Consider the following 17,269-nt stretch of genomic DNA (forward strand, 5'->3'; position numbering starts at 1 on the left):
TTAGCTAATAATTGCCGTTGTCGCCCCGACAAGCGCCCGATAGCGTCGTTGGTGGGTGGCCGGTGCCTGGATGAGCGAGAGCTACGTCGTTGGAACTCGGCATCACAACGCCCACATTTGCTGACACCAGGACACAGCAAGGCGGTCCTGGCCACGTATCTGGCGGGTTCGGACGCAAAGATTTCTCGAGGCCTCCTTGTATCGACAACGCTATCGATCACGCATGTGACCACAGCGGTTCTGATTGCGGTCCTTTCCTTGCCGCTTGTCTCAATCGCCCTCGGGAGTGTTGGCCGCGCTCCTCTGCTGGAAGACATCAGTCGCGGACTGCTGGGGTTGATTGGCCTATGGATGCTGTGGCGGGCACTCAGCCATGGGCATCATCACAAGCACGAAGGCGAAGGCGTCGGAGTCGTGGCTGGATTGGTTCCTTGTCCGCTCACGCTGTTCGTAGTGACGTTTGCGATCGCGCGCGGAGTGCCGGCGGCCGGTATCCTGTTCGCCGGCACGATGATGATTGGCGTGGCGATCACGCTATCAGCCGTCGCAATTTTCTCGATCCTACTGCGCGAACGCCTGGTGTGGTTTGTAGAAGGCAGGTCGCGTCTGTTCGAAGCTATCACCAGCTCCATCGAGGGCTTGGCTGGCGCTGCCCTGATCGCCCTCGCTATCCACGAAATCGGCTTCGCTGATTTGACGAAGGAATCCGTGCTGCCCGCGAGGATGTTGACCCCAAGCCGAGAATATCACGCCTGCCACGGCCACTTTGCACGTAGGGCGTGGTCGATGCCGAACTCTCCCACGGACCGGTCTTGAACCGAGCCAGCATCGTCTCTAGACGCCGCCCTCGACGGCCAGGGTGTCGCACTCGCCCGCACCACGCTTGCGGCTTGGGATATCATCAACGGGCGCCTCGTAAGACCATTCGGCACGGCTCTGCGATTGTCCAGGACCTACTGGATCGTCTGCCCCAAGGCCACGTCGACGCTGCCGAAAATCTCGACGTTCCGCGACTGGCTGTTGGCCGAAGCCGCCGATGACGTGCGCCGCCTTAAGACACTCTCCAATGGGCCCACATCTCCGAAGCGCGGCTCCAATGCGGTCACTAACGTCCGCTTTAAAAAGTGGCACAACTAATTAGAATGACCGACTGGAGGCGCGAAGCCGCCATTTCTCAATGAAAGAAAAAAGCCCGCCACAATTCACCTGCCAGAACGGCGATGTCGAGTAGGCAGGGGGGGTGATAACACGATGTCTTCCTGCTGTTGAAGCGGGCTCCCCTTTTCCGCCAGTCGCTTGCGCCTCTGTTCGCGGAAGGCTGTCATGCCATAGCGGGTGATGCCATAGAACAACAGGCCAAAAATCAGCCCGAGTGGCACCGCACCGCAAAGCATGGGCTTTAAGACCGGTGCCCACAATTGCGAAATTGAAAGGGTCTGCAACATCTCACTCAGATGGGCTGGCCGTTCGTGACTCTGCATGTGGCCGTGCAACATGAGTTTGCCGGTTTCCCAGGACGCTCCCGCAACAAACGGGAGGGTCAGCGGATTCCCAAAGACAAATGTTCCTAACCCTGCCGCCACCATGTTGCCTGCGATGAGCCAGCACGCGATTGCGGCAATGGCGAAATGGGATCCTAATGGAAAGAAAGACGCGAAAACGCCAGCCGCTACCCCAGCCGCGACCGCGTGCGGAGTGGCATTCAGGCGCAGAATGCGCTTTGAAAAATATTGAAGCGAGCGTGAGAACGACCTGCGCGGCCACACATAAGTGCGTAAGCGCTCGAGGAGACCATCAGGATTTCGGCGTCTAAAGAGCACTCTCTTGCCACCTACAACGCAGTCTGAAGTTGATCCGATCGATGTCGTCTCTTTGAAAAGCAACCTTTTCCGCTTGTTCTGAATTTGAATCAGCCAGGAGCCACGTCGAGGAATGCAAGTACGATCAGGCACCGCCTTGCCGGTGAGTAGTGACTTCACGTCGACCTGGTGGACGGCCCGCGCCGGTTAAGGCGCGGGCCATTTCCAACTATTGACTGATAACGATCCGCTGCTTGTCACGATTCTGGGCATAGGTGCCCTTGTCATAAGCGGTCTGCGCCTCAAGCTGGTCTTTGGTGAAATTGGTGTAGAGATAGCGATTGCCGTCCTTGTCGGCCATGAACTTCAGCTTCTCAAGGCCCACGGCCACCTGTTTTTCGCCCATGCCGAGGAAACCGCCGACGTCGACGATCACGGCATCAACCTTCTTGTCTGTGCTTAGAACCACGTCGCCAATTTCGCCGACCTTCGCATCATCAGCGCCATAGACGGTAGTGCCGACAAAGTCATTGGTGCTGATCTTGTCCACCGGCAGCTCGGTCAGCGACGCCTTGTCGATAGCAGCTGTTGCTGTGTTGTCGGTCGTTGTAGCTGCAGGCTCGTTGTTGGCCGAGGCGGCGGGATTCGAAGCCGTCGTGTCGTAAGCCTTGAGGTCGAAGTCGGGCTGCGCGGTGAGGTCTTCCTTGCTGGTCTTAGCGACCAGCCAGCGTTCACCCTTCTTCTCGACCCATTCGGCCTTGCTGAAATCGTAAGCGACGTTCTTTTCACCAATGCCCAGGAACCCGCCCACGCCGATGATGATGTACTTGGCTTTGCCGTCCTTGGAGAGGACGATGTCTTTTACATCACCGATCTTCGCGGCGTCGTCAGCGGCACTGTCGTAGACGTCGGCGCCAATGATCTTGGTAACGAGGCTGCCGTCTGCAACGGCCGCCGGCGCGGTCGCCGCAGTGGTCGTAGCGGCGGCAGGTTTGGTGACATCTTCAGCCGCGGCCCCTGATACCCAGAGACCAGACGACAGCAGGGTTGCTAGTGCGGTGGTAGCCAAAAGTTTGCTGATCATGGTACGTTTCCTTGTGCGTTAAGTGTTGATGCACGCCGCGTTCGGCCGAACCATTGCAGGGAGGCTGAGCGCGGCACAGTTTGCTACCTCACAACGGGCCGCACGATGCGAAGTTCCCCTTGGAATTTAGAAGGCGCCTGAGAGGCTAACCTGCTGCGATCTCGCATTTTTTCGAGCTTGCACGGCACCTATAATCTATGGGGTCCGCTGTTTGCTCGATTTCGTGCCACCACGTACCAGGCGGGCACAGATTGGCGGGGGAAGTTCAAATCCGCTTCAGCCAAACGACCACCGGCGGGCAGCGCCAGCCCCGGAATTTCGACAAGCCGGCGATTTGTGCCTGAGGCAGGTCGGCGACCGACGGGCGGTGGTGCTCGAAGATGCGGAACTGCGGTCGGCAAAAACCACACGGCAAATGAGTCTCAAAGCCCGCCGGGGTCTGAAAGACATGTTTTATCGCTCAACAGCGAAGGCCGAGCCATTGATCCTTCGGCTGCTGAGGTACTCGCGATCCGGCGAGATTTACCGAATCGCGAGATTTCTTGGTCAGTTGGAACTGGCGACAGGCGCCACAAGCGGCGTGATGCGGCGAATGGCGACGCGGCGGTTCTGTCGTTCGGACCCCGTCGTATTCACCTTAAGATAGCGTTCGCCGTAGCCTTGGGTCGTCAAGTTCTCTGGCGCGATGCCAAAGGCGTTGGTGAGGGCCTCGGCAACTGCCTCGGCTCGCTGGTCGGACAAGGCTAGGTTTGCATTGTCGCTACCGACGGCATCAGTGTGGCCTTCGATCAAGAATGTTTCCGCCGGGTTCTTCTTCAGCAGCCGCTCCATTGCGTCCGCAACGCCCTGCAGCTTTTTGACTTCGCTGCCCGAGATCGTCGCTGAGCCGGACTCGAAATTCAGCGTGTCCAGATCCACACGCCGAGCGATGTCGCGCACACGCGCCGAGCGCTTGACCTCGTCGACCGAGTAGAGGCGCTGGACCTTTTCCACCGGCGGTTGCTCGAGGAACGTATAATAATCCCCAGCATCCTCTACCAGATCAGACTCCAGGATGTATTGCTTGCGCGGGATGTTGAGCCGTATCGGTGGCAAGTCATCTCCAGGGTCGCGCCAGTCCTGCACGTCCTGATAATACCTCTCGTCGACATAGCTCAGAACATACTCGCGGCCGTCGGACGTGATGCGGGAGCGCTGAATGACGTCGCCATAGCGGTTGCGGATGGTGACGATCTGGTTGCCGTTGTCGCGAACGATCGTCTCGCGTGTGCGACCGCCCGGCAGATCCTCGTAATACACATCCTTGGCACCACGGTTCATTCGCGGCGTTTCGTCGCTCTCGACTATCGTCTGATTGTTGAACTGGATGATCACCCGGCCGCCAATTTCCGTGAGGACATCGGCGCCTTTGGGGCGTTCCGGCGCCTGGTTATCCGGCGCCTTGTCACGGCGGGTACCCTTTTCCTCCGTCGCCGGAACGATCTTCTCAGGCTTGATTTCCTGCTGCGCTGCCTTGTCGTCTGCAGGCGGTGGTCCGGCGTCAACGGGGGCAGGCGCAGGCGCGGCGGCCTGACCGCCATCGCTCTGCTGGGCAGGCGGTTTGCCGTCCTGGCCCGGACGTTTGGCATCTTTTTCGCTGTCGAGGACTGGCGCGGCGTTAGGATCCGCTGGCGCCTCGCCCTGGACGGGCTTCTCGCTTTGGGCGGGTGCCGCCGGCTCACCGTTGGCTGGCTTTTCGGATGTTGAAGGTTGCTGATCGGTCACGGGCTTCTTTGGTGCAGGCTGCTCGGCAGCAGGTTTCTTTTCTGTCTTGCCCGTCGGTTCCGCCGGCTGTTGGCCATCGGCAGGCGCAGGCTCAGCGGTCGCAGGAGGCGCTTGGGGAGCCGGGGTGGGCAAAGGCGCCTGATCTGCAGGTGGCTGGACTTGGGCGGGCGCTGGCGCAGCCTCGGACGCCGGGGCGGGCTCGGCAGGTTGAGCAGGCTGTTGCTTCGCGGACGGTGCCGGTGCGGTGGCTTCTGGAGGGGGAGCTGCCTCAGACGCCGGAGCTGCCTCTTTTGGCTGCTCCTGCGGCTTTGGCGTTGGCTGTGGGTCGGTCGCTGGAAGGGGGGCGGCGCTTTCCGACGGAGCCTGTTGCCTTAACGCGCAAGCTTCGACGGACTCGCCCTCCTTACATTTCAACTTGATAAAGATTCGCGGTGCAGATTCGACGAACCGTGCGGCACCTGCTGCGATGCTGAGGGGCGCGAACGGGGCGGACGCGATCAGCAGACCGAGTGCGGTGCTGGCCAAAATCGTTGGTCGGCGTGTCATTTGATTCTCCATGTCGTGTCCCGTCGCTATCCAAACTGGGCACGGCCGCATTCGTTCCCGTTCGATCTCGAATGACGCGCTTAGGCAGATATTCCGGAAGAACCCCCGCAAAACGCGCCTTGCCGTAGTTGCCGCTGATTGCCCTCAGTCTTCTCGGTGCCTTGCTAGAACGGCGACCATCAAGAAGTGGCCCGCGCGTTCGGTCAAGGCAGCGCGGGCCAGACCATGATGTGTTCATCTTGGTCACCGGCAAACGCTGAGGGAGCACGTGCCGGGTGAGTCACAACTGTCTTGGTGACGGGACGTTCCGGCCATGCACAAAAAAGCTCGCTAGGTCGAGCGAGCGAGCAAGACTTCACCAATGGCCGACGAAGTTGCAATCTCGTGGACGATTAGCTGAAGCTTAAATTGGTCAACTCGTCCTTACGGCCTATTCGCAACCCTTCGAGGAACCAGAGCTTAACGCGCGGCTTTGGCGATCTCGTTTCGCCTCGGCCGATGCTGTTCAAAAAAGACGAGCTTGTCCGCGTAGCCGATCCGAACATTCTGGGCACATCCCGCGCATCTGTAATTGGAGATCTCTTTAAACCAGGAGCCTTTATGGACGACTGGAACAAGGAATAAGGGGAAGATACACGTCACGCAGTTCTTCTGAAATGGGCACTGGGGCTCTCCTTTGGACCCTAACTCAGCTGACAAGGGTTTGTTGCCCCTCCGGCCCAATGCGTGCACGAGTCGGACCTTTGCGCTGAGGGGCGGCCTACGCACCTGTGACAGCGCGCAACCTGCGGTGCGGGCCCGCGACCAAGGCAGGACGCGGGCCCGGCCAAGTCTTGCGGACCTTGGCCAGCAGCAGTGCTGCTGTGTCATCAACCGATGGCCTTATATGCAGTTCCGCTAATACAACAAAAAACCCTCCCGGGTGTCAGCGGGTAGTTTGGTCGGGAGGTCAATTTGTCCTGTTGATCGACGTAACCGCAAGCTTCGTCAGCTTGTTGTTGGTGGCTTTTTCCTGGTCGAGGATCTCGCTGAGCAACTTGTGCGCCTCATCATGCCCAAGGTCCTTTGCCCATTCCCGCAGCGAGCCGTACCGGGATATCTCATAGTGCTCGACTGCCTGGCAGGCCGCCAGCAGGCCGGAATCGAGGGCCGTTCCTGACGCCTCCTCCATCAGCCCGTCGGCTTCCTTGATGAGGCCCTCAATCGCGTCGCACTTCTCGCCGGACGCCTTCATGCCTATCGACTTGAACACCTGCTCGAGCTTCTTGATCTGCCCCTTCGTCTCCTCGAGATGGTCCTCGGCTGCTTTCTTTAGCTTGGCGTCCTTCACGGCCGCAGCCACCTTGGGCAATGCCTTGGTAATCGCGTTCTCCGCGTAATACATGTCTTGGAGGGTATGCTCGAAAATATCGCCCAAAGTTTTCATTGCAGTGCTCCTTGCCCGAATTGGGTTCCGGTGAAAGAGCGGGCAAGGTAAAAGGTTCCGTGCCTTTCACTTAGCCGTGGCACGTCCTTGCAGGTGTCACCTGGCTTATAGGGAATTGCGACAGCTTACCTGCGTGGTCAGAGGCGAAGACCCAGCATTAATGTGGGCAGCGCCGCGCTCGCGGGTGTACGCAGCCATCAGCACAACAGCTCCACCAAGGTTGGTCTTGCCCTGCGCGAGCGAGCTACAGGAGGGGCTTCAAAAGCCGAGGGCTCGGACAGGCAGGAGGACTGCGAAGTCGATCTGAACCGGGGGATCGAGCGTCGCAACAGGGTTGTGAAAAACGCGTGATCCCTAGGACCACGCGCTTCAATCACGAGTAAGAACGTGCAAGCTCGATGATTGGATCAGCGTCTAATCATTCGAGCGACGGCAATCAAAATGCATGCACCGATAAAGCCGGCGACAAGATAGCCAAGCCAGCCGCTCAAAGATAGGCCCAGCACCCCGAGAAGGACGTTGGCAACGATGGCGCCAACGATCCCCAAAATGATGTTCATGAGCACTCCCATATTGCTTTTCATGAACATCTCGCCGAGCCAGCCGGCGATACCGCCGATCACGATAGCAGCTATCCAACCAACGCCCGGATTTTCCATGTTTTCCCCTTCTCCTTGAACCGAAATTGGCTCGGCGGGAAAACGTGCGATAAACCAATAAGGTTCCTCGGGTGAATACTGAGCTACACTCAGGCAGGTCGCTTACCGGCCAGCTGCCGGATTCCGCCTACCTCTGGAGGTGACGACGAAGCAGTCGGATGTTGCGGTTGTTGGCCTTAAAATAGATATCGAAGATTGAACCGAGAATAGGAACGCTTCCCCCTACCGTATCAAGCAGCACGTTCCCTAGCATGCGGACGACCAAGCCATTTCCCGCACCGCAGTTTCGGGCTCGCATCACGATATATGCCGAGACCAGGCCCGTCGCCACATCTCCGAGTACGGGCACCAGACCCACCAGGGCATCCAGTCCAAAACGAATTGGTGTTCCTGGAATCCGCCAGCGGGAATCAAGCAACGCGGCCAATAAATCCAACTCGACAATTGCTCTTGCCATCTCAGAATCGCGATGGCCCTTCCGGCTCGTCTCAGCGGCCAGACGTGTGCGATTTCTCAAATCGCCCCGGTCTAGGGCTGTTGCTCTAGACATCGCTCTGGCCGGTTGAATTTTGTGGCCTACGCGTGGGCACGTCATCAAGCAGGGTCGTCTCATCCGAGCCTCGCGTCGGCTCAGGGGGCAACTTACCATTTGGCGTCATCTTGTTGACCGCCTCGGGCAAATCCCGAGTTATCCTGCTGATGAGTTCCTCGCGCGAAAGGCCGGTCTGCATTGAAAGGGACGTCAGCGTGTCGTCGTCTATTGCCGCTTCCACGTCGCTCGGCTGGATAGGCTGGTTTGGCCCGGTGCCAACCCAAGAGTCGACCTTCGATCCTGCCCCTGCCCCCCTGAATCGGTCCAGGATGTCACCAAGGGCTGTCCCCGAGACGCCATTCGAAATCTGATCCAGAATTCCGCCTTGCGGGTCGTTTGGATTACGATCTCTCGCCCCACGGATCATGTCGCCGATCTTGTCGCGATTCTGGTACGCTAAGACGCCAAGCATCGCGATCGCCAATCTTCCCAGATTTGCCATTTTGGTCTCCTCCACGGTTCCATGGAGGAAGGGCTCAGCTTCACAAAGGTTCCGCGAGCGACGATCTAATGTTGTGGGTATCGTTGCGGCGCTGTCCGGGGGGCGTCCGACTGAGATGAGAGGGCCGCTGCGACGTTGCGCTTGCGCTAAAATGTGGTGGATCGCGGGCTGCCGCAATGAGCTATTGGCTCCGTCCAAGAAGCTTACAGATTTGCGCCTTGCCCACGTTCAACGCGCCGACCGCTAATAGGCGGCTGAGATCGCGGTCGCGAGCTCCAGGGCATCAGCTACAGCAGAAATAGGCAGCTTCTTGACGGAAAATGCCATTTGATTATCTGCCTTGGAAAGGCGCGTGATCGTAGCGGATCACGCGCCTCTAAATCAGTAGCCGTCCGGGCACCGAGCCACGTAAACTCTTCCATACCTATCGCGGTATCTGCACTGGCCGGCTTCACTGGCGTGACCAATGACCGCCCCGGCTATCGCGCCAACTGCGCCGCCAACAACCGCGCCTTTGACCGGGTCGCCTGCCACGGCGGCACCGACTGCTGCGCCGCCCAATCCGCCGACGGCAGCGCCCTGTTCGGTGCGCGAACATGCTGAGAGCGGGATAAGTAGACTCAAAACAAGAAGTGTCTTTTTCATAGATTCCTCCTTAGGCCATTATTAGCCATAACTTAAATGCGCGACCGGTTTTTTTGATCCAACGACGCCCGCTGCCAGCAAGCGAAAATCAGATTGGGCATGCCGCCTTCGTCAGTCATTGGGCTTGATTTTCATTCGGCGTGCGGCGTTCACCAACGCAGCACCGTCTCGTTCAATGCTATCGACGAGCTCGCGGGCTTGATCGGGGTCGATGCCGGTTTCCCTCGACAGGAAGAAGACACGAAAGGACTTCTCCTCAGATGGAACAGGCGCAACACACTCGCCCCCGTCTTTAGCCAGACGCTTGGCACGCTTCCACGGTGCGCGTTTCCTCTGGGCAGATGCCGTGACGGGTCCGACCGATATGGCCACGTCGTCTGCTGGGCCAGAGACGCTCATGATCGCTGTCCTCGGTTTGCCGCTTCTTCTTCGAGCACGTTAAGCTTTTTCCGGATTTCCTCCGGCTCAGCGTGCTCCAATCCGACGACATCGTTTCTGGTTTCATCCAGTGAAACGATGATCTCATTGAGTTTGGCGTGGATGGCGGCTGTGTCTCGATAGCCCTGAATAAGGACGATGCCCGTGATCACGATGGCCGCTACTGAAAGCGCATAGGTAACTACATTTGTCATGCCAAAGGGCACCAGGGCGGTGCATGCCACCATGGCTATCATGATGACGTAGAAGCCCGGTGGCCGCGAAAGAAAATCGGCAGCCGCGAAAAGGATGCGGTTCATGTCGTCGCCACGGTCAACAAGGCAATTAGGGAAGCGATGGCGACGCAGATTGGCACTGCCGCGAGTAAGCCTGCCTCCATGAAGGGGACTTCTTTGTCTCGAAACATTAGTTCACCCCACGCTCACCAGTCAGGACAGAGGGTTCGATCGCCATTTTCCGCTGCAGGAGAATCCTCTCAGCGCAGCAATGGGCCAAGCAGATGTTGGGATCGTCAGCCAAGGGATATTCCAATCATTAGGAATGTGATGGCCACCGCAAAAATCGGCGCGAGCAGCCAGCGCGCTTGGCCAACACTTCTATCCATAGCTTCCTCCTGCAATCTGCATTGAACAACGAGCGCAGGGAGTGGCTGTTCCGGGCAGCACAATCCGCAAGACCATTGCGTCTCGCAGTCCGACGTTGGTCCGGCGTCGGCCCGACCGAAGCCTGTGCCTAGGGACGTTTGCAATCCGACAAAGCAAGCTGAGCGCTCCGGATCGAGAATTCGCACGCCGTTGAAACCAATCACGATCAAGCACGTTCGGAGAAGCGATGGCGTTGTGGAGGCTGTTTCAAATGACAGACGACAAGAATAACACTGGCTACCAGGATCGCACTCAAGTCAGCGGCGACCAGGAATACGAGGTTGGTTATTTCGCAAGCAAGTTTGGCCTTTCGATCCCCCAGGTTCGGGAGCTGATCGAGAAACACGGGAACGACCGTGCAACCTTAGAGCGTGAAGCCAAACAGCTCGGCAACAGGTAAAGGCATGGCGCGATATCAAGTGGACGAGCTCTACCGCGATGAAGTTGTCACCTCACGCGATGCAGATGCAGAAGATGCGCTAGCGGCCGTCGAGGCAGTGACACGAAAGGTGATTTCGCCACGGGCGTTGCAAGAGCACTGGTTCAGAGTCGTGGACGAGGGAGGAAGCGTCCACGAATTCAGTCTAGACCAAGAGCAGCAACCTGCCGACTTTGCCAAATGACGAGCTGGCAGCAAGGAGGTGCGATGACAAAACCAACGGCCAGCGCTGACCCGGATTCGGACATCTGCCCTTACGAGTTGAATTTTTTCGCCGAGAAGCACGGCCTGTCCCGGGAGATGGCCGAGGTTATTTTGCACAGCAACGGACCCTCCCGTGCGCGGTGCGATTATGCGGCGGCAGCATATCTTCGCTTCAAGGGTTTGAGAGAGGGGAGAGCCAAGCCGCCTGCCACGAGTATCAAATCCTAGATTGCCAGCCCGGAAGGCGCTGATGTGCAACTGGCTTGAGATCGGAAGGACCAAGCGATGCAAAAAAATACGATTTGCCTTTGGTACGACAAGGACGCCGAAGCTGCGGCTCGATTCTACGCCGAGACCTTTCCTGATAGTGCAGTGGGTGCGATCCATCGTGCGCCAAGTGACTTTCCGTCCGGGAAAAAGGGTGACGTCTTGACGATCGAATTTACCGTCGCTGGCGTGCCCTGTATCGGTCTCAACGGCGGCTCGGCGTTCAAACAGAGCGAAGCCTTCTCGTTTCAGATCGCCACCGACGATCAGAATGAGACCGACCGTTACTGGAACGCCATTGTTGGCAATGGCGGCCAGGAAAGCGCCTGCGGCTGGTGTAAAGACAAGTGGGGCGTGTCCTGGCAAATTACACCGCGCACACTGACGGAGGCGATGGCGGTCGGCGGCGCCGAAGCCAAGCGCGCGTTTGATGCGATGATGGACATGAAGAAAATCGACGTCGCAGTGATCGAAGCGGCGCGGCGCGGCTGAGGCAGCATCGCGCCGGGCGCCAATCTGCCATACGTGCACGTTCCAGCTACGTGGCACTAGGTTCCTTATTCAGGCAAAGAGTTCCAATGCAAGTGGCACGCGAAGCCTGGTTTCTTGGCAAGGATAGCATCGTCGGATTTATCAACGACAATGCACTTAGCCACGGTGCGGCGATGGCGTTCTATGCTGTTACGTCCCTGGCGCCGATTCTACTAATCGTGGTTGCGATTGCCGGACTCGTCTTCGGGCATGAAGCAGCTCAACTTGCCTTGTCGGCCGAAATTGCAGGCGTGATGGGTACGCAAACCGGGGAACTTCTGCGCACGACCATCGAAAGCGCTTCTCGTAGAACATCTGGCACTCTTGCAACGCTGATAGGCATCGTCACCCTCGTCGTCACAGCCTCAGGGGTGTTTGGCGAAATACAGGTTTCGCTTAACAAGATCTGGAAGATAGAGCCTCCCGCCATGTCCTTGTCGCGACTTGTTCGGGCGCGGGCAGCCAGCCTTGGCCTGGTTGCAGCGTTGGGATTTTTGCTGCTTGTCTCATTGGCCGCGAGCACTGCGATTTCTGCGCTTGGTGCTGTTATCAATGACCATCTGCCGTTCGGTACATTCATCCTCGCATCGATAAACGGCGTTATTTCATTCGTCCTGATCTCCGCTCTGTTTGCCGCGATCTTCAAAATTCTGCCAGACCGATCCCTCGAGTGGCGCGATGTCGGAATTGGTGCGGTGGTCACCGCTTTGCTCTTCACCGTGGGCAAGTCGCTGATCGGCTGGTACATTGGAACCAGTGCGATCGCATCCTCCTATGGCGCGGCGGGTGCGCTCTTGGTCGTGCTGCTTTGGGTTTACTATTCCTCGGAGATCTTCTTGCTCGGAGCCGAATTCACGCGAGCCTATTCGGTGCGTCTCGGCAGTCGGTCCGACCTTCAAGGGATAGTGCACGCGGAGAAGGCTCCGCCGAAGCAGGTATCGAACCTCGGGACAATTCACCAACGCGAGGTACAGGCGTGGATTGTGATCACCGGCGTGCTGACCATCGTGGCGACAAGGCTATTGCGATCGCGGCGATCTTAGCTCCTTTCCCGCCCAACTCTCTTTCCGTTGGAACGCAACCCGGACACGGGCATTGCATAGGAACAGGAGGTTTTCTCATGCCGAAGTTTCGCTTTGAGACGACAACATCTGGCCAGACAACTGCCTTCGAGGAAGAACTCGCCAGCGCGGATATGGCCAGTCCGAGAGCGATCGAAAAGGCACGCGCAGCAATCGTGGCGGACCCTGGGTCTGGCACCGAGCAATCGGGGTCAATTACCAGGGTCTACGATGAAGCCGGATATCTGGTCGCCACCGTCAATTTTTCCGATGTGCTGCCTGTCGATCCGAACGCCTCTTCAGATGGGATTATCGAGTCCCCTCTCGAAGAGCCAGGTGTGATGCGATCCGGCTGAACTGGCCAAATATCGGACGTGCTCAGGCGATCGTCTTGAACCCTCAACACCCCGCGTGTGTTCTCCGGCAAGATAGACGGCGACGCGACGATCTAGCTCGACTGCCAGTTTTCGAGGACATCCTTCAGTGTGACGGTTTCGAGCTGCTCGCTGAACCGTGAGCGATAGACTTCCATAAGAGCGTCGTGAGTCTGGTCGGCCGAGCTGCAGATGGCATCGGAAACCAGAATGACACGGAAACCGCGGTCAACCGCACCTAGTACCGTGGCCAGAACACAGACGTCTGTCTCTCCGCCCGTGACAACTAGCGTATCCACCTCCATGGCGTTGAATAGTGCATCGAGCCGGCCTTCCGTCCAGGGCGAATAGACGGCCTTGTCGATTATCTTCGCCGGCGGCACGAAGCGCGCCAGCTCGGGCATGAGCTCCACCAGCGCCGGATCAATATTTTCGAGTGTGGCTTCGGCCCAGCGTCGGTAGTAGTGAACCCACATGCCCATACCCTCGCCCGCTCGTGAGACGGGAATGAAACGTGTGAAGATGGTGCGCTCCGCATGCCGGCTAACAAGTTCCTCGATGGCGGGCAGCACATGTTTGGCCCATGGTATATTCCACGGGCCCGCAGCGCCAAAAAGGCCTTGCATATCGACACAGACGTGAACCGACGCTTGGCTGAGAGGGCCGTGTACAAGACCGCGAGCTGCCATCATCCCCTCGCCAACAATTGCCAATTCGCCTCAAAGCGGCGTGTTGTCATTGGCCTGCCGGGCGGCTTCGGCCTGGGCGACGTCGATCGTGCAAAGCTCGTTGCCGGCGGGATCGCGCATTCGTACCAGCCATCCAGTCAGGTTGTCATCGCCGGGTTGCAGATCGACCAGCATGTCGATCGCGCAACGAATTGCTTCCGCGCGAGCGGCCTCAAAACTTGGCATCACGGCAGGGGGAACCTGACGGGCCTGGTCCCCATCGCGATATTCGAATATGTAAATATTGCCCTCCCTAGTTTGGACGTCGTCGAGTTTCGCAGAACTATCCGATACATCTTTCCTCTCGACAGGCATCTCGAAGGCTGCGGTCTGGACAAGCAGTGCTTTTGCACGGTCGATTGCTCCGAGAGCGTCATCAGCGTCTTCGCCTCGCGCCATTTCGACGGCGATAGATTCCCCGCCCTCGCCCTCAAACACCACACGGATTAGAGGCAGGCCTGAGGACGCGGCGGCCGGTCCAATGTTGATACCAACAATCTGCATGGGAAATCCTTCAATTGTTCGGTGACTCAGGCTTGCGGCCGATCAGCGATTGAGCTCATCGTCGTGCTCGTCAGCGCGGCCGATATAGTCGCTGGCAGCGGCCAATACTGCTAGGAACGCAGCCGCGTATCTGGCAAATCCGAACGTCTGCGCGGCGGCTAGTTTCGCACCATGCACATGCTCAGCGAGAAACGCGTCCGCTGCATCGCGGACTTCAGCCCCAGCCTTGCCGAACAGGTCGCGCTCTTTTGCCGTGGGCTCAAACGCCTTGCCGATAATGTGGCCGATCAACAGCCCTCCCGCAGACCCAGCGAGCACCTTCGCCCGCGTCAAGTTTGTCACCGCCTTGTGCGTATGGGCCTCGTATCGAATTGAAGCTGCGTCCGAATGCGCGGCGCCGGCAACCAAGTCGACAGCCTCATAATCGGCGCCTACTGGGACGCGGGCACTTCGCCTGCCCGCGTCGAACACCGCAACTGCGCCCAACGCGACCGCCGCGGCGGCGCCGCCATTATCCTTCACCGCGTCGGACACACCGCCAAGGGCCTTCGCAACCTTCCGCTTCGCGTATCGCGTCGACGCATTGACCAGATTTCGGGGCTGCAGCCGCCGGCTGATTTCGCTGACAGGCTCAAACAAGGCCTGCCGTTCTGCTCGGCTTTGCAGCATGATCTCTCGCATCTCTTCACTGGGTTGAACCAAAACGCATCCCCTGTTTTAGTGCTGCGATATCGGTGCGCACCTGGTTGACGGTCTCCACCGGTGTGATGGTCCATCCAGCAAGCGTTCGCTTGGCAAGATAGAGCAACAGCACTCCGCCCACCCCCAGCAAAGAACCGACGACCAGACAAGCGACCATCGGATTTACGCCGAACTGGATCATTGCGAGGATAAGGAACTGGACCATGGTAAAGGCTGCCAGGACAAAGAGCGCTAATGCAGCGATTCCGCATGCTCCTGACGAAACGATCGTCGACGTCTTGACCTTCATCTCCGCCTGGAGAAGACGAAGATCGAGCCGCATCAGCGAAGCGAACTGGCTCAACCCTTCGCTCAACACACTCCCCAAGGAGCGGCGATCGGAACCATCATCCATTTGGAGTGCTCCTCCTTCAGGACCGATCGGAGCTTCGCATGATGCGGGTGAGAACCACGCCGGCCAGGATACCTACGCCGAAGAAAGCTGCAGGCTGGCGCTGGGCGAATTTTGTAACGGAATCCAGCAATTCACCAACGTTTCGGTCCCTGATATCCGACGAGATCCGTTCCACGCCTTCGGCGGCGGTTCGGACCATGCCAGCAACCTGAGGTGATTGCTTCTCGATTCCATCGGCGGCTTCCTTGACGGAATGGGCAATGTTGGCGATCGCGTCGGCGCCGGCGGTCTTGTTCGACTCCACCGCTTCCTTGAACGCCCCAGCAGCATCTGATGCCACCGAGCCGGCATAATTTTTCGCGTCAGTCGAAACCGACGCGGCGGCGGTTTTGAGGTGGGTTGCAGTTTCGGCCGCGCTCGACTTCAATTTTCCGAGCGCTTCCTTGCTTTTGCCGGTCCGGCCGGTATCGGTCTCGTCCTGCCATTCATTCTCATTAGTGGACCCGCTGAGGTCGTTGGTGATTGGCGTGTTCACGATTTTTCACTCCTGTTGTCGCGACTTGATGTCGTGAATTGAACTCGACCAACAGCAACCAGTTCCTGGCGGAATCGAATATTCCTGCCGCTAGTCCGTCCGGATCGGCCGCAGCCCGTTGCTCAGAGCCTCGCGGCTTTGCTGGACCTTCCCCGCGAGTTCTCGGAACTCGATGCATGTCTGGCCTGCCGCACAGTTCAATCGCGGGGCCACTAGAAGGCTGACTTCGTCCATCAGCTTGGCCCATGAGCCGTTGGCGCCGGGCACCGCGGGTCCGAGTGGAACTTCACGACGCAAGTAAGATCTCAAAGGTCAGGCCAGGAGGAGACAACAAATGCGACTTCAGATGCTCAACGCCTGGGTTGTACGGTGCGGACATCAAGCTCCCCACATCCATTCGTTTGCGCTAAGGAACAAAAGACCGTCCAGCCAATTCCCTACAAAGAAGACCGCCATTGAGCAGGTGATGTTAGGGAGGAAAAGATGGGCTTGTTCGCAAAATATTTCTCTGGCCTTCGTGGCAAAAAGCCGGCCGAAAAAGAGAAGAGTGGCGACATGCGTAAGGCTACGGGCGCAGGTCCAGCAATAGCTGCACACTCGAAGGATGCCCAGACCACGGCTGCTACTGGCCAGAATCCCGCCGCCGCAAGGAAGAGATCAAATGGCTAGCGGGCAGCTTTGCCGTCCATTTTCGGGGGAGGATCTGTCTGCGGGTTCTCCGCCAATGGATTGAAACTGATCCCCTCAAAGGGGAGCCCCGTAAAGCGGGATCAAGAACTCGACGCTAGCTAATCGCGCGCTGCGGACCCTGCACTGGACTCTGCGAGGGAACGAATGATTCTTCTGCGAATTATTAGCGGGCGCTAACAAATTTGTGGGAGGGGTATAATGGGGGAGTCTAGATTGCCGTCGCGTCGTACGGATGTCATTCCGATGATCATTCTCGTCATGCTTTCCGCCCGCTAGGATGTCATTGCTCCTGGGATTGAAGGCGGTGGCATTTGGCTGACAAACGGCGCCTCAGAGTCCTCGTTGTTGAGGACGAAATACTTGTCGCCATGCTGCTCGAAGACATGCTGGCGGATCTGGGATTTGAGGTTCTCGGCCCGGCTATGCGCCTTGACGCTGCGCTAAAGATGGCCCTGGACGAAAGTTTCGATCTTGCCGTCCTGGACGTCAATTTGGCAAATGAACAATCCTTTCCTGTGGCCCAGCTTTTACAGGAGCGAGGTATCCCGTTCGTTTTCGCCACTGGATACGGGCTGCGTGGGCTGGACGAGCGCTTTAAAGAAGTCACGACACTTCAAAAGCCCTTTGAACCGCACCAGCTCGCGAATGCAATTTCCTTGGCCCTCCCTTCTAAGGACGAGGATAAATAGTTTCATTTTCTAGATAGCACTTGCCTAGTCTCAGCATGGTTGGCGGCCTGAACAATGTGGGGATGGAAGTTGCCTCGTCTGTCAGCTCGATTGTATCTACTAAGCCTAATAA

At 58.1% G+C, this 17,269-nt stretch carries 21 protein-coding genes and 2 pseudogenes; 8 read left to right on the forward strand and 15 right to left on the reverse strand.

The genetic code is table 11. The features are described from left to right. Window positions 1-114 precede the first annotated feature (114 nt). Together AC1DYC_RS15495 and AC1DYC_RS15500 are read left to right on the forward strand one after the other, a co-directional pair. Window positions 115-550, forward strand: a pseudogene (locus AC1DYC_RS15495) (urease accessory protein UreH domain-containing protein); the annotation flags it as partial. Between the two features lie 338 nt (window positions 551-888). Further along, a pseudogene (locus AC1DYC_RS15500) lies at window positions 889-1,137 on the forward strand (hypothetical protein); the annotation flags it as partial. Window positions 1,138-1,202: 65 nt separating this feature from the next. Here AC1DYC_RS15500 and AC1DYC_RS15505 read toward each other — a convergent pair. The 10 genes from AC1DYC_RS15505 to AC1DYC_RS15550 all read right to left on the reverse strand — a co-directional run bounded on the left by AC1DYC_RS15505 (window position 1,203) and on the right by AC1DYC_RS15550 (window position 9,694). Then, a complete protein-coding gene (locus tag AC1DYC_RS15505) occupies window positions 1,203-1,820 on the reverse strand; it encodes a DUF2062 domain-containing protein (RefSeq protein ID WP_477408320.1) in 618 nt (205 codons plus the stop codon). Between the two features lie 208 nt (window positions 1,821-2,028). Further along, window positions 2,029-2,883 carry a PRC-barrel domain-containing protein gene (locus AC1DYC_RS15510; protein ID WP_477407576.1) on the reverse strand — a complete coding sequence of 285 codons (855 nt, stop codon included), beginning with the start codon at window positions 2,881-2,883 and terminating at the stop codon, window positions 2,029-2,031. Window positions 2,884-3,429: 546 nt separating this feature from the next. Beyond that, window positions 3,430-4,647, reverse strand: a complete 1,218-nt coding sequence (locus tag AC1DYC_RS15515; RefSeq protein WP_477407578.1) for an OmpA family protein — start codon at window positions 4,645-4,647, stop codon at window positions 3,430-3,432. Window positions 4,648-6,142: 1,495 nt separating this feature from the next. Beyond that, complete coding sequence (locus AC1DYC_RS15520; protein WP_477407581.1) at window positions 6,143-6,619, reverse strand: YciE/YciF ferroxidase family protein; 477 nt, start codon at window positions 6,617-6,619, stop codon at window positions 6,143-6,145. 407 nt (window positions 6,620-7,026) lie between these two features. Continuing rightward, the gene (locus AC1DYC_RS15525) at window positions 7,027-7,278 is read right to left on the reverse strand and encodes a GlsB/YeaQ/YmgE family stress response membrane protein (protein WP_477407583.1); all 252 of its coding nucleotides are present in this window, start codon (window positions 7,276-7,278) and stop codon (window positions 7,027-7,029) included. Window positions 7,279-7,405: 127 nt separating this feature from the next. Continuing rightward, window positions 7,406-7,735 (reverse strand): DUF4112 domain-containing protein, encoded by a 330-nt coding sequence (locus tag AC1DYC_RS15530; protein WP_477407585.1) that lies wholly within the window; start codon window positions 7,733-7,735, stop codon window positions 7,406-7,408. Between the two features lie 85 nt (window positions 7,736-7,820). After that, window positions 7,821-8,312 carry a YidB family protein gene (locus AC1DYC_RS15535; RefSeq protein WP_477407587.1) on the reverse strand — a complete coding sequence of 164 codons (492 nt, stop codon included), beginning with the start codon at window positions 8,310-8,312 and terminating at the stop codon, window positions 7,821-7,823. Window positions 8,313-8,693: 381 nt separating this feature from the next. Further along, a complete protein-coding gene (locus AC1DYC_RS15540) occupies window positions 8,694-8,957 on the reverse strand; it encodes a YMGG-like glycine zipper-containing protein (RefSeq protein WP_477373398.1) in 264 nt (87 codons plus the stop codon). A 111-nt stretch (window positions 8,958-9,068) separates the two neighbouring features. After that, window positions 9,069-9,356: a hypothetical protein gene (locus AC1DYC_RS15545; protein WP_477407589.1), complete on the reverse strand. Its 288-nt coding sequence runs from the start codon at window positions 9,354-9,356 to the stop codon at window positions 9,069-9,071. Next, the gene (locus tag AC1DYC_RS15550; protein ID WP_477407591.1) at window positions 9,353-9,694 is read right to left on the reverse strand and encodes a low affinity iron permease family protein; all 342 of its coding nucleotides are present in this window, start codon (window positions 9,692-9,694) and stop codon (window positions 9,353-9,355) included. The genes AC1DYC_RS15545 and AC1DYC_RS15550 overlap by 4 nt, the downstream gene beginning before the upstream one ends. 556 nt (window positions 9,695-10,250) lie before the next feature. Between AC1DYC_RS15550 and AC1DYC_RS15555 the strand changes: the two genes are divergently transcribed. The 5 genes from AC1DYC_RS15555 (at window position 10,251) to AC1DYC_RS15575 (ending at window position 12,897) form a co-directional block, all read left to right on the forward strand. Then, a complete protein-coding gene (locus AC1DYC_RS15555; RefSeq protein ID WP_477373510.1) occupies window positions 10,251-10,439 on the forward strand; it encodes a DUF3606 domain-containing protein in 189 nt (62 codons plus the stop codon). Window positions 10,440-10,458: 19 nt separating this feature from the next. Continuing rightward, window positions 10,459-10,662, forward strand: a complete 204-nt coding sequence (locus AC1DYC_RS15560) for a hypothetical protein (protein ID WP_477407593.1) — start codon at window positions 10,459-10,461, stop codon at window positions 10,660-10,662. Window positions 10,663-10,967: 305 nt separating this feature from the next. Next, entirely contained in the window at window positions 10,968-11,441 is a 474-nt protein-coding gene (locus tag AC1DYC_RS15565; protein WP_477407595.1) for a VOC family protein, read from the forward strand. An 86-nt stretch (window positions 11,442-11,527) separates the two neighbouring features. After that, window positions 11,528-12,523, forward strand: coding sequence for a YihY/virulence factor BrkB family protein (locus tag AC1DYC_RS15570; protein ID WP_477407597.1), 996 nt, complete (start codon window positions 11,528-11,530; stop codon window positions 12,521-12,523). A 77-nt stretch (window positions 12,524-12,600) separates the two neighbouring features. Then, window positions 12,601-12,897, forward strand: a complete 297-nt coding sequence (locus tag AC1DYC_RS15575; RefSeq protein WP_477407599.1) for a hypothetical protein — start codon at window positions 12,601-12,603, stop codon at window positions 12,895-12,897. A 92-nt stretch (window positions 12,898-12,989) separates the two neighbouring features. Here AC1DYC_RS15575 and AC1DYC_RS15580 read toward each other — a convergent pair whose 3' ends face one another. The 5 genes from AC1DYC_RS15580 to AC1DYC_RS15600 are packed head-to-tail and all read right to left on the reverse strand — an operon-like array spanning window position 12,990 to window position 15,778. Beyond that, complete coding sequence (locus AC1DYC_RS15580) at window positions 12,990-13,607, reverse strand: cysteine hydrolase family protein (RefSeq protein WP_477408322.1); 618 nt, start codon at window positions 13,605-13,607, stop codon at window positions 12,990-12,992. A gap of 27 nt (window positions 13,608-13,634) precedes the next feature. Then, window positions 13,635-14,147, reverse strand: coding sequence for a DUF6894 family protein (locus tag AC1DYC_RS15585; RefSeq protein ID WP_477407601.1), 513 nt, complete (start codon window positions 14,145-14,147; stop codon window positions 13,635-13,637). Between the two features lie 42 nt (window positions 14,148-14,189). Beyond that, the gene (locus tag AC1DYC_RS15590; protein ID WP_477407603.1) at window positions 14,190-14,849 is read right to left on the reverse strand and encodes a hypothetical protein; all 660 of its coding nucleotides are present in this window, start codon (window positions 14,847-14,849) and stop codon (window positions 14,190-14,192) included. Continuing rightward, the gene (locus AC1DYC_RS15595; RefSeq protein ID WP_477407605.1) at window positions 14,833-15,243 is read right to left on the reverse strand and encodes a phage holin family protein; all 411 of its coding nucleotides are present in this window, start codon (window positions 15,241-15,243) and stop codon (window positions 14,833-14,835) included. Before AC1DYC_RS15595 ends, AC1DYC_RS15590 begins: the two co-directional genes overlap by 17 nt. A 16-nt stretch (window positions 15,244-15,259) precedes the next feature. After that, complete coding sequence (locus AC1DYC_RS15600) at window positions 15,260-15,778, reverse strand: hypothetical protein (protein ID WP_477407607.1); 519 nt, start codon at window positions 15,776-15,778, stop codon at window positions 15,260-15,262. Between the two features lie 1,001 nt (window positions 15,779-16,779). On the opposite strand from AC1DYC_RS15600, the gene AC1DYC_RS15605 reads away from it, so the two are divergent. Next, window positions 16,780-17,157 carry a response regulator gene (locus AC1DYC_RS15605; RefSeq protein WP_477373326.1) on the forward strand — a complete coding sequence of 126 codons (378 nt, stop codon included), beginning with the start codon at window positions 16,780-16,782 and terminating at the stop codon, window positions 17,155-17,157. The last annotated feature ends 112 nt before the right edge of the window (window positions 17,158-17,269 follow it).

It is taken from the genome of Mesorhizobium sp. P2_E7, from assembly GCF_056403855.1.

Bases quoted from the DNA above. Each gene is read 5' to 3' on its own strand.
- AC1DYC_RS15540 (WP_477373398.1), bottom strand. From the start codon at position 8,957: ATGAAAAAGACACTTCTTGTTTTGAGTCTACTTATCCCGCTCTCAGCA.
- AC1DYC_RS15525 (WP_477407583.1), bottom strand. From the start codon at position 7,278: ATGGAAAATCCGGGCGTTGGTTGGATAGCTGCTATCGTGATCGGCGGT.
- AC1DYC_RS15580 (WP_477408322.1), bottom strand. From the start codon at position 13,607: ATGATGGCAGCTCGCGGTCTTGTACACGGCCCTCTCAGCCAAGCGTCG.
- AC1DYC_RS15520 (WP_477407581.1), bottom strand. From the start codon at position 6,619: ATGAAAACTTTGGGCGATATTTTCGAGCATACCCTCCAAGACATGTAT.
- AC1DYC_RS15535 (WP_477407587.1), bottom strand. From the start codon at position 8,312: ATGGCAAATCTGGGAAGATTGGCGATCGCGATGCTTGGCGTCTTAGCG.
- AC1DYC_RS15575 (WP_477407599.1), top strand. From the start codon at position 12,601: ATGCCGAAGTTTCGCTTTGAGACGACAACATCTGGCCAGACAACTGCC.
- AC1DYC_RS15555 (WP_477373510.1), top strand. From the start codon at position 10,251: ATGACAGACGACAAGAATAACACTGGCTACCAGGATCGCACTCAAGTC.
- AC1DYC_RS15570 (WP_477407597.1), top strand. From the start codon at position 11,528: ATGCAAGTGGCACGCGAAGCCTGGTTTCTTGGCAAGGATAGCATCGTC.
- AC1DYC_RS15545 (WP_477407589.1), bottom strand. From the start codon at position 9,356: ATGAGCGTCTCTGGCCCAGCAGACGACGTGGCCATATCGGTCGGACCC.
- AC1DYC_RS15530 (WP_477407585.1), bottom strand. From the start codon at position 7,735: ATGGCAAGAGCAATTGTCGAGTTGGATTTATTGGCCGCGTTGCTTGAT.
- AC1DYC_RS15595 (WP_477407605.1), bottom strand. From the start codon at position 15,243: ATGGATGATGGTTCCGATCGCCGCTCCTTGGGGAGTGTGTTGAGCGAA.
- AC1DYC_RS15585 (WP_477407601.1), bottom strand. From the start codon at position 14,147: ATGCAGATTGTTGGTATCAACATTGGACCGGCCGCCGCGTCCTCAGGC.
- AC1DYC_RS15510 (WP_477407576.1), bottom strand. From the start codon at position 2,883: ATGATCAGCAAACTTTTGGCTACCACCGCACTAGCAACCCTGCTGTCG.
- AC1DYC_RS15565 (WP_477407595.1), top strand. From the start codon at position 10,968: ATGCAAAAAAATACGATTTGCCTTTGGTACGACAAGGACGCCGAAGCT.
- AC1DYC_RS15550 (WP_477407591.1), bottom strand. From the start codon at position 9,694: ATGAACCGCATCCTTTTCGCGGCTGCCGATTTTCTTTCGCGGCCACCG.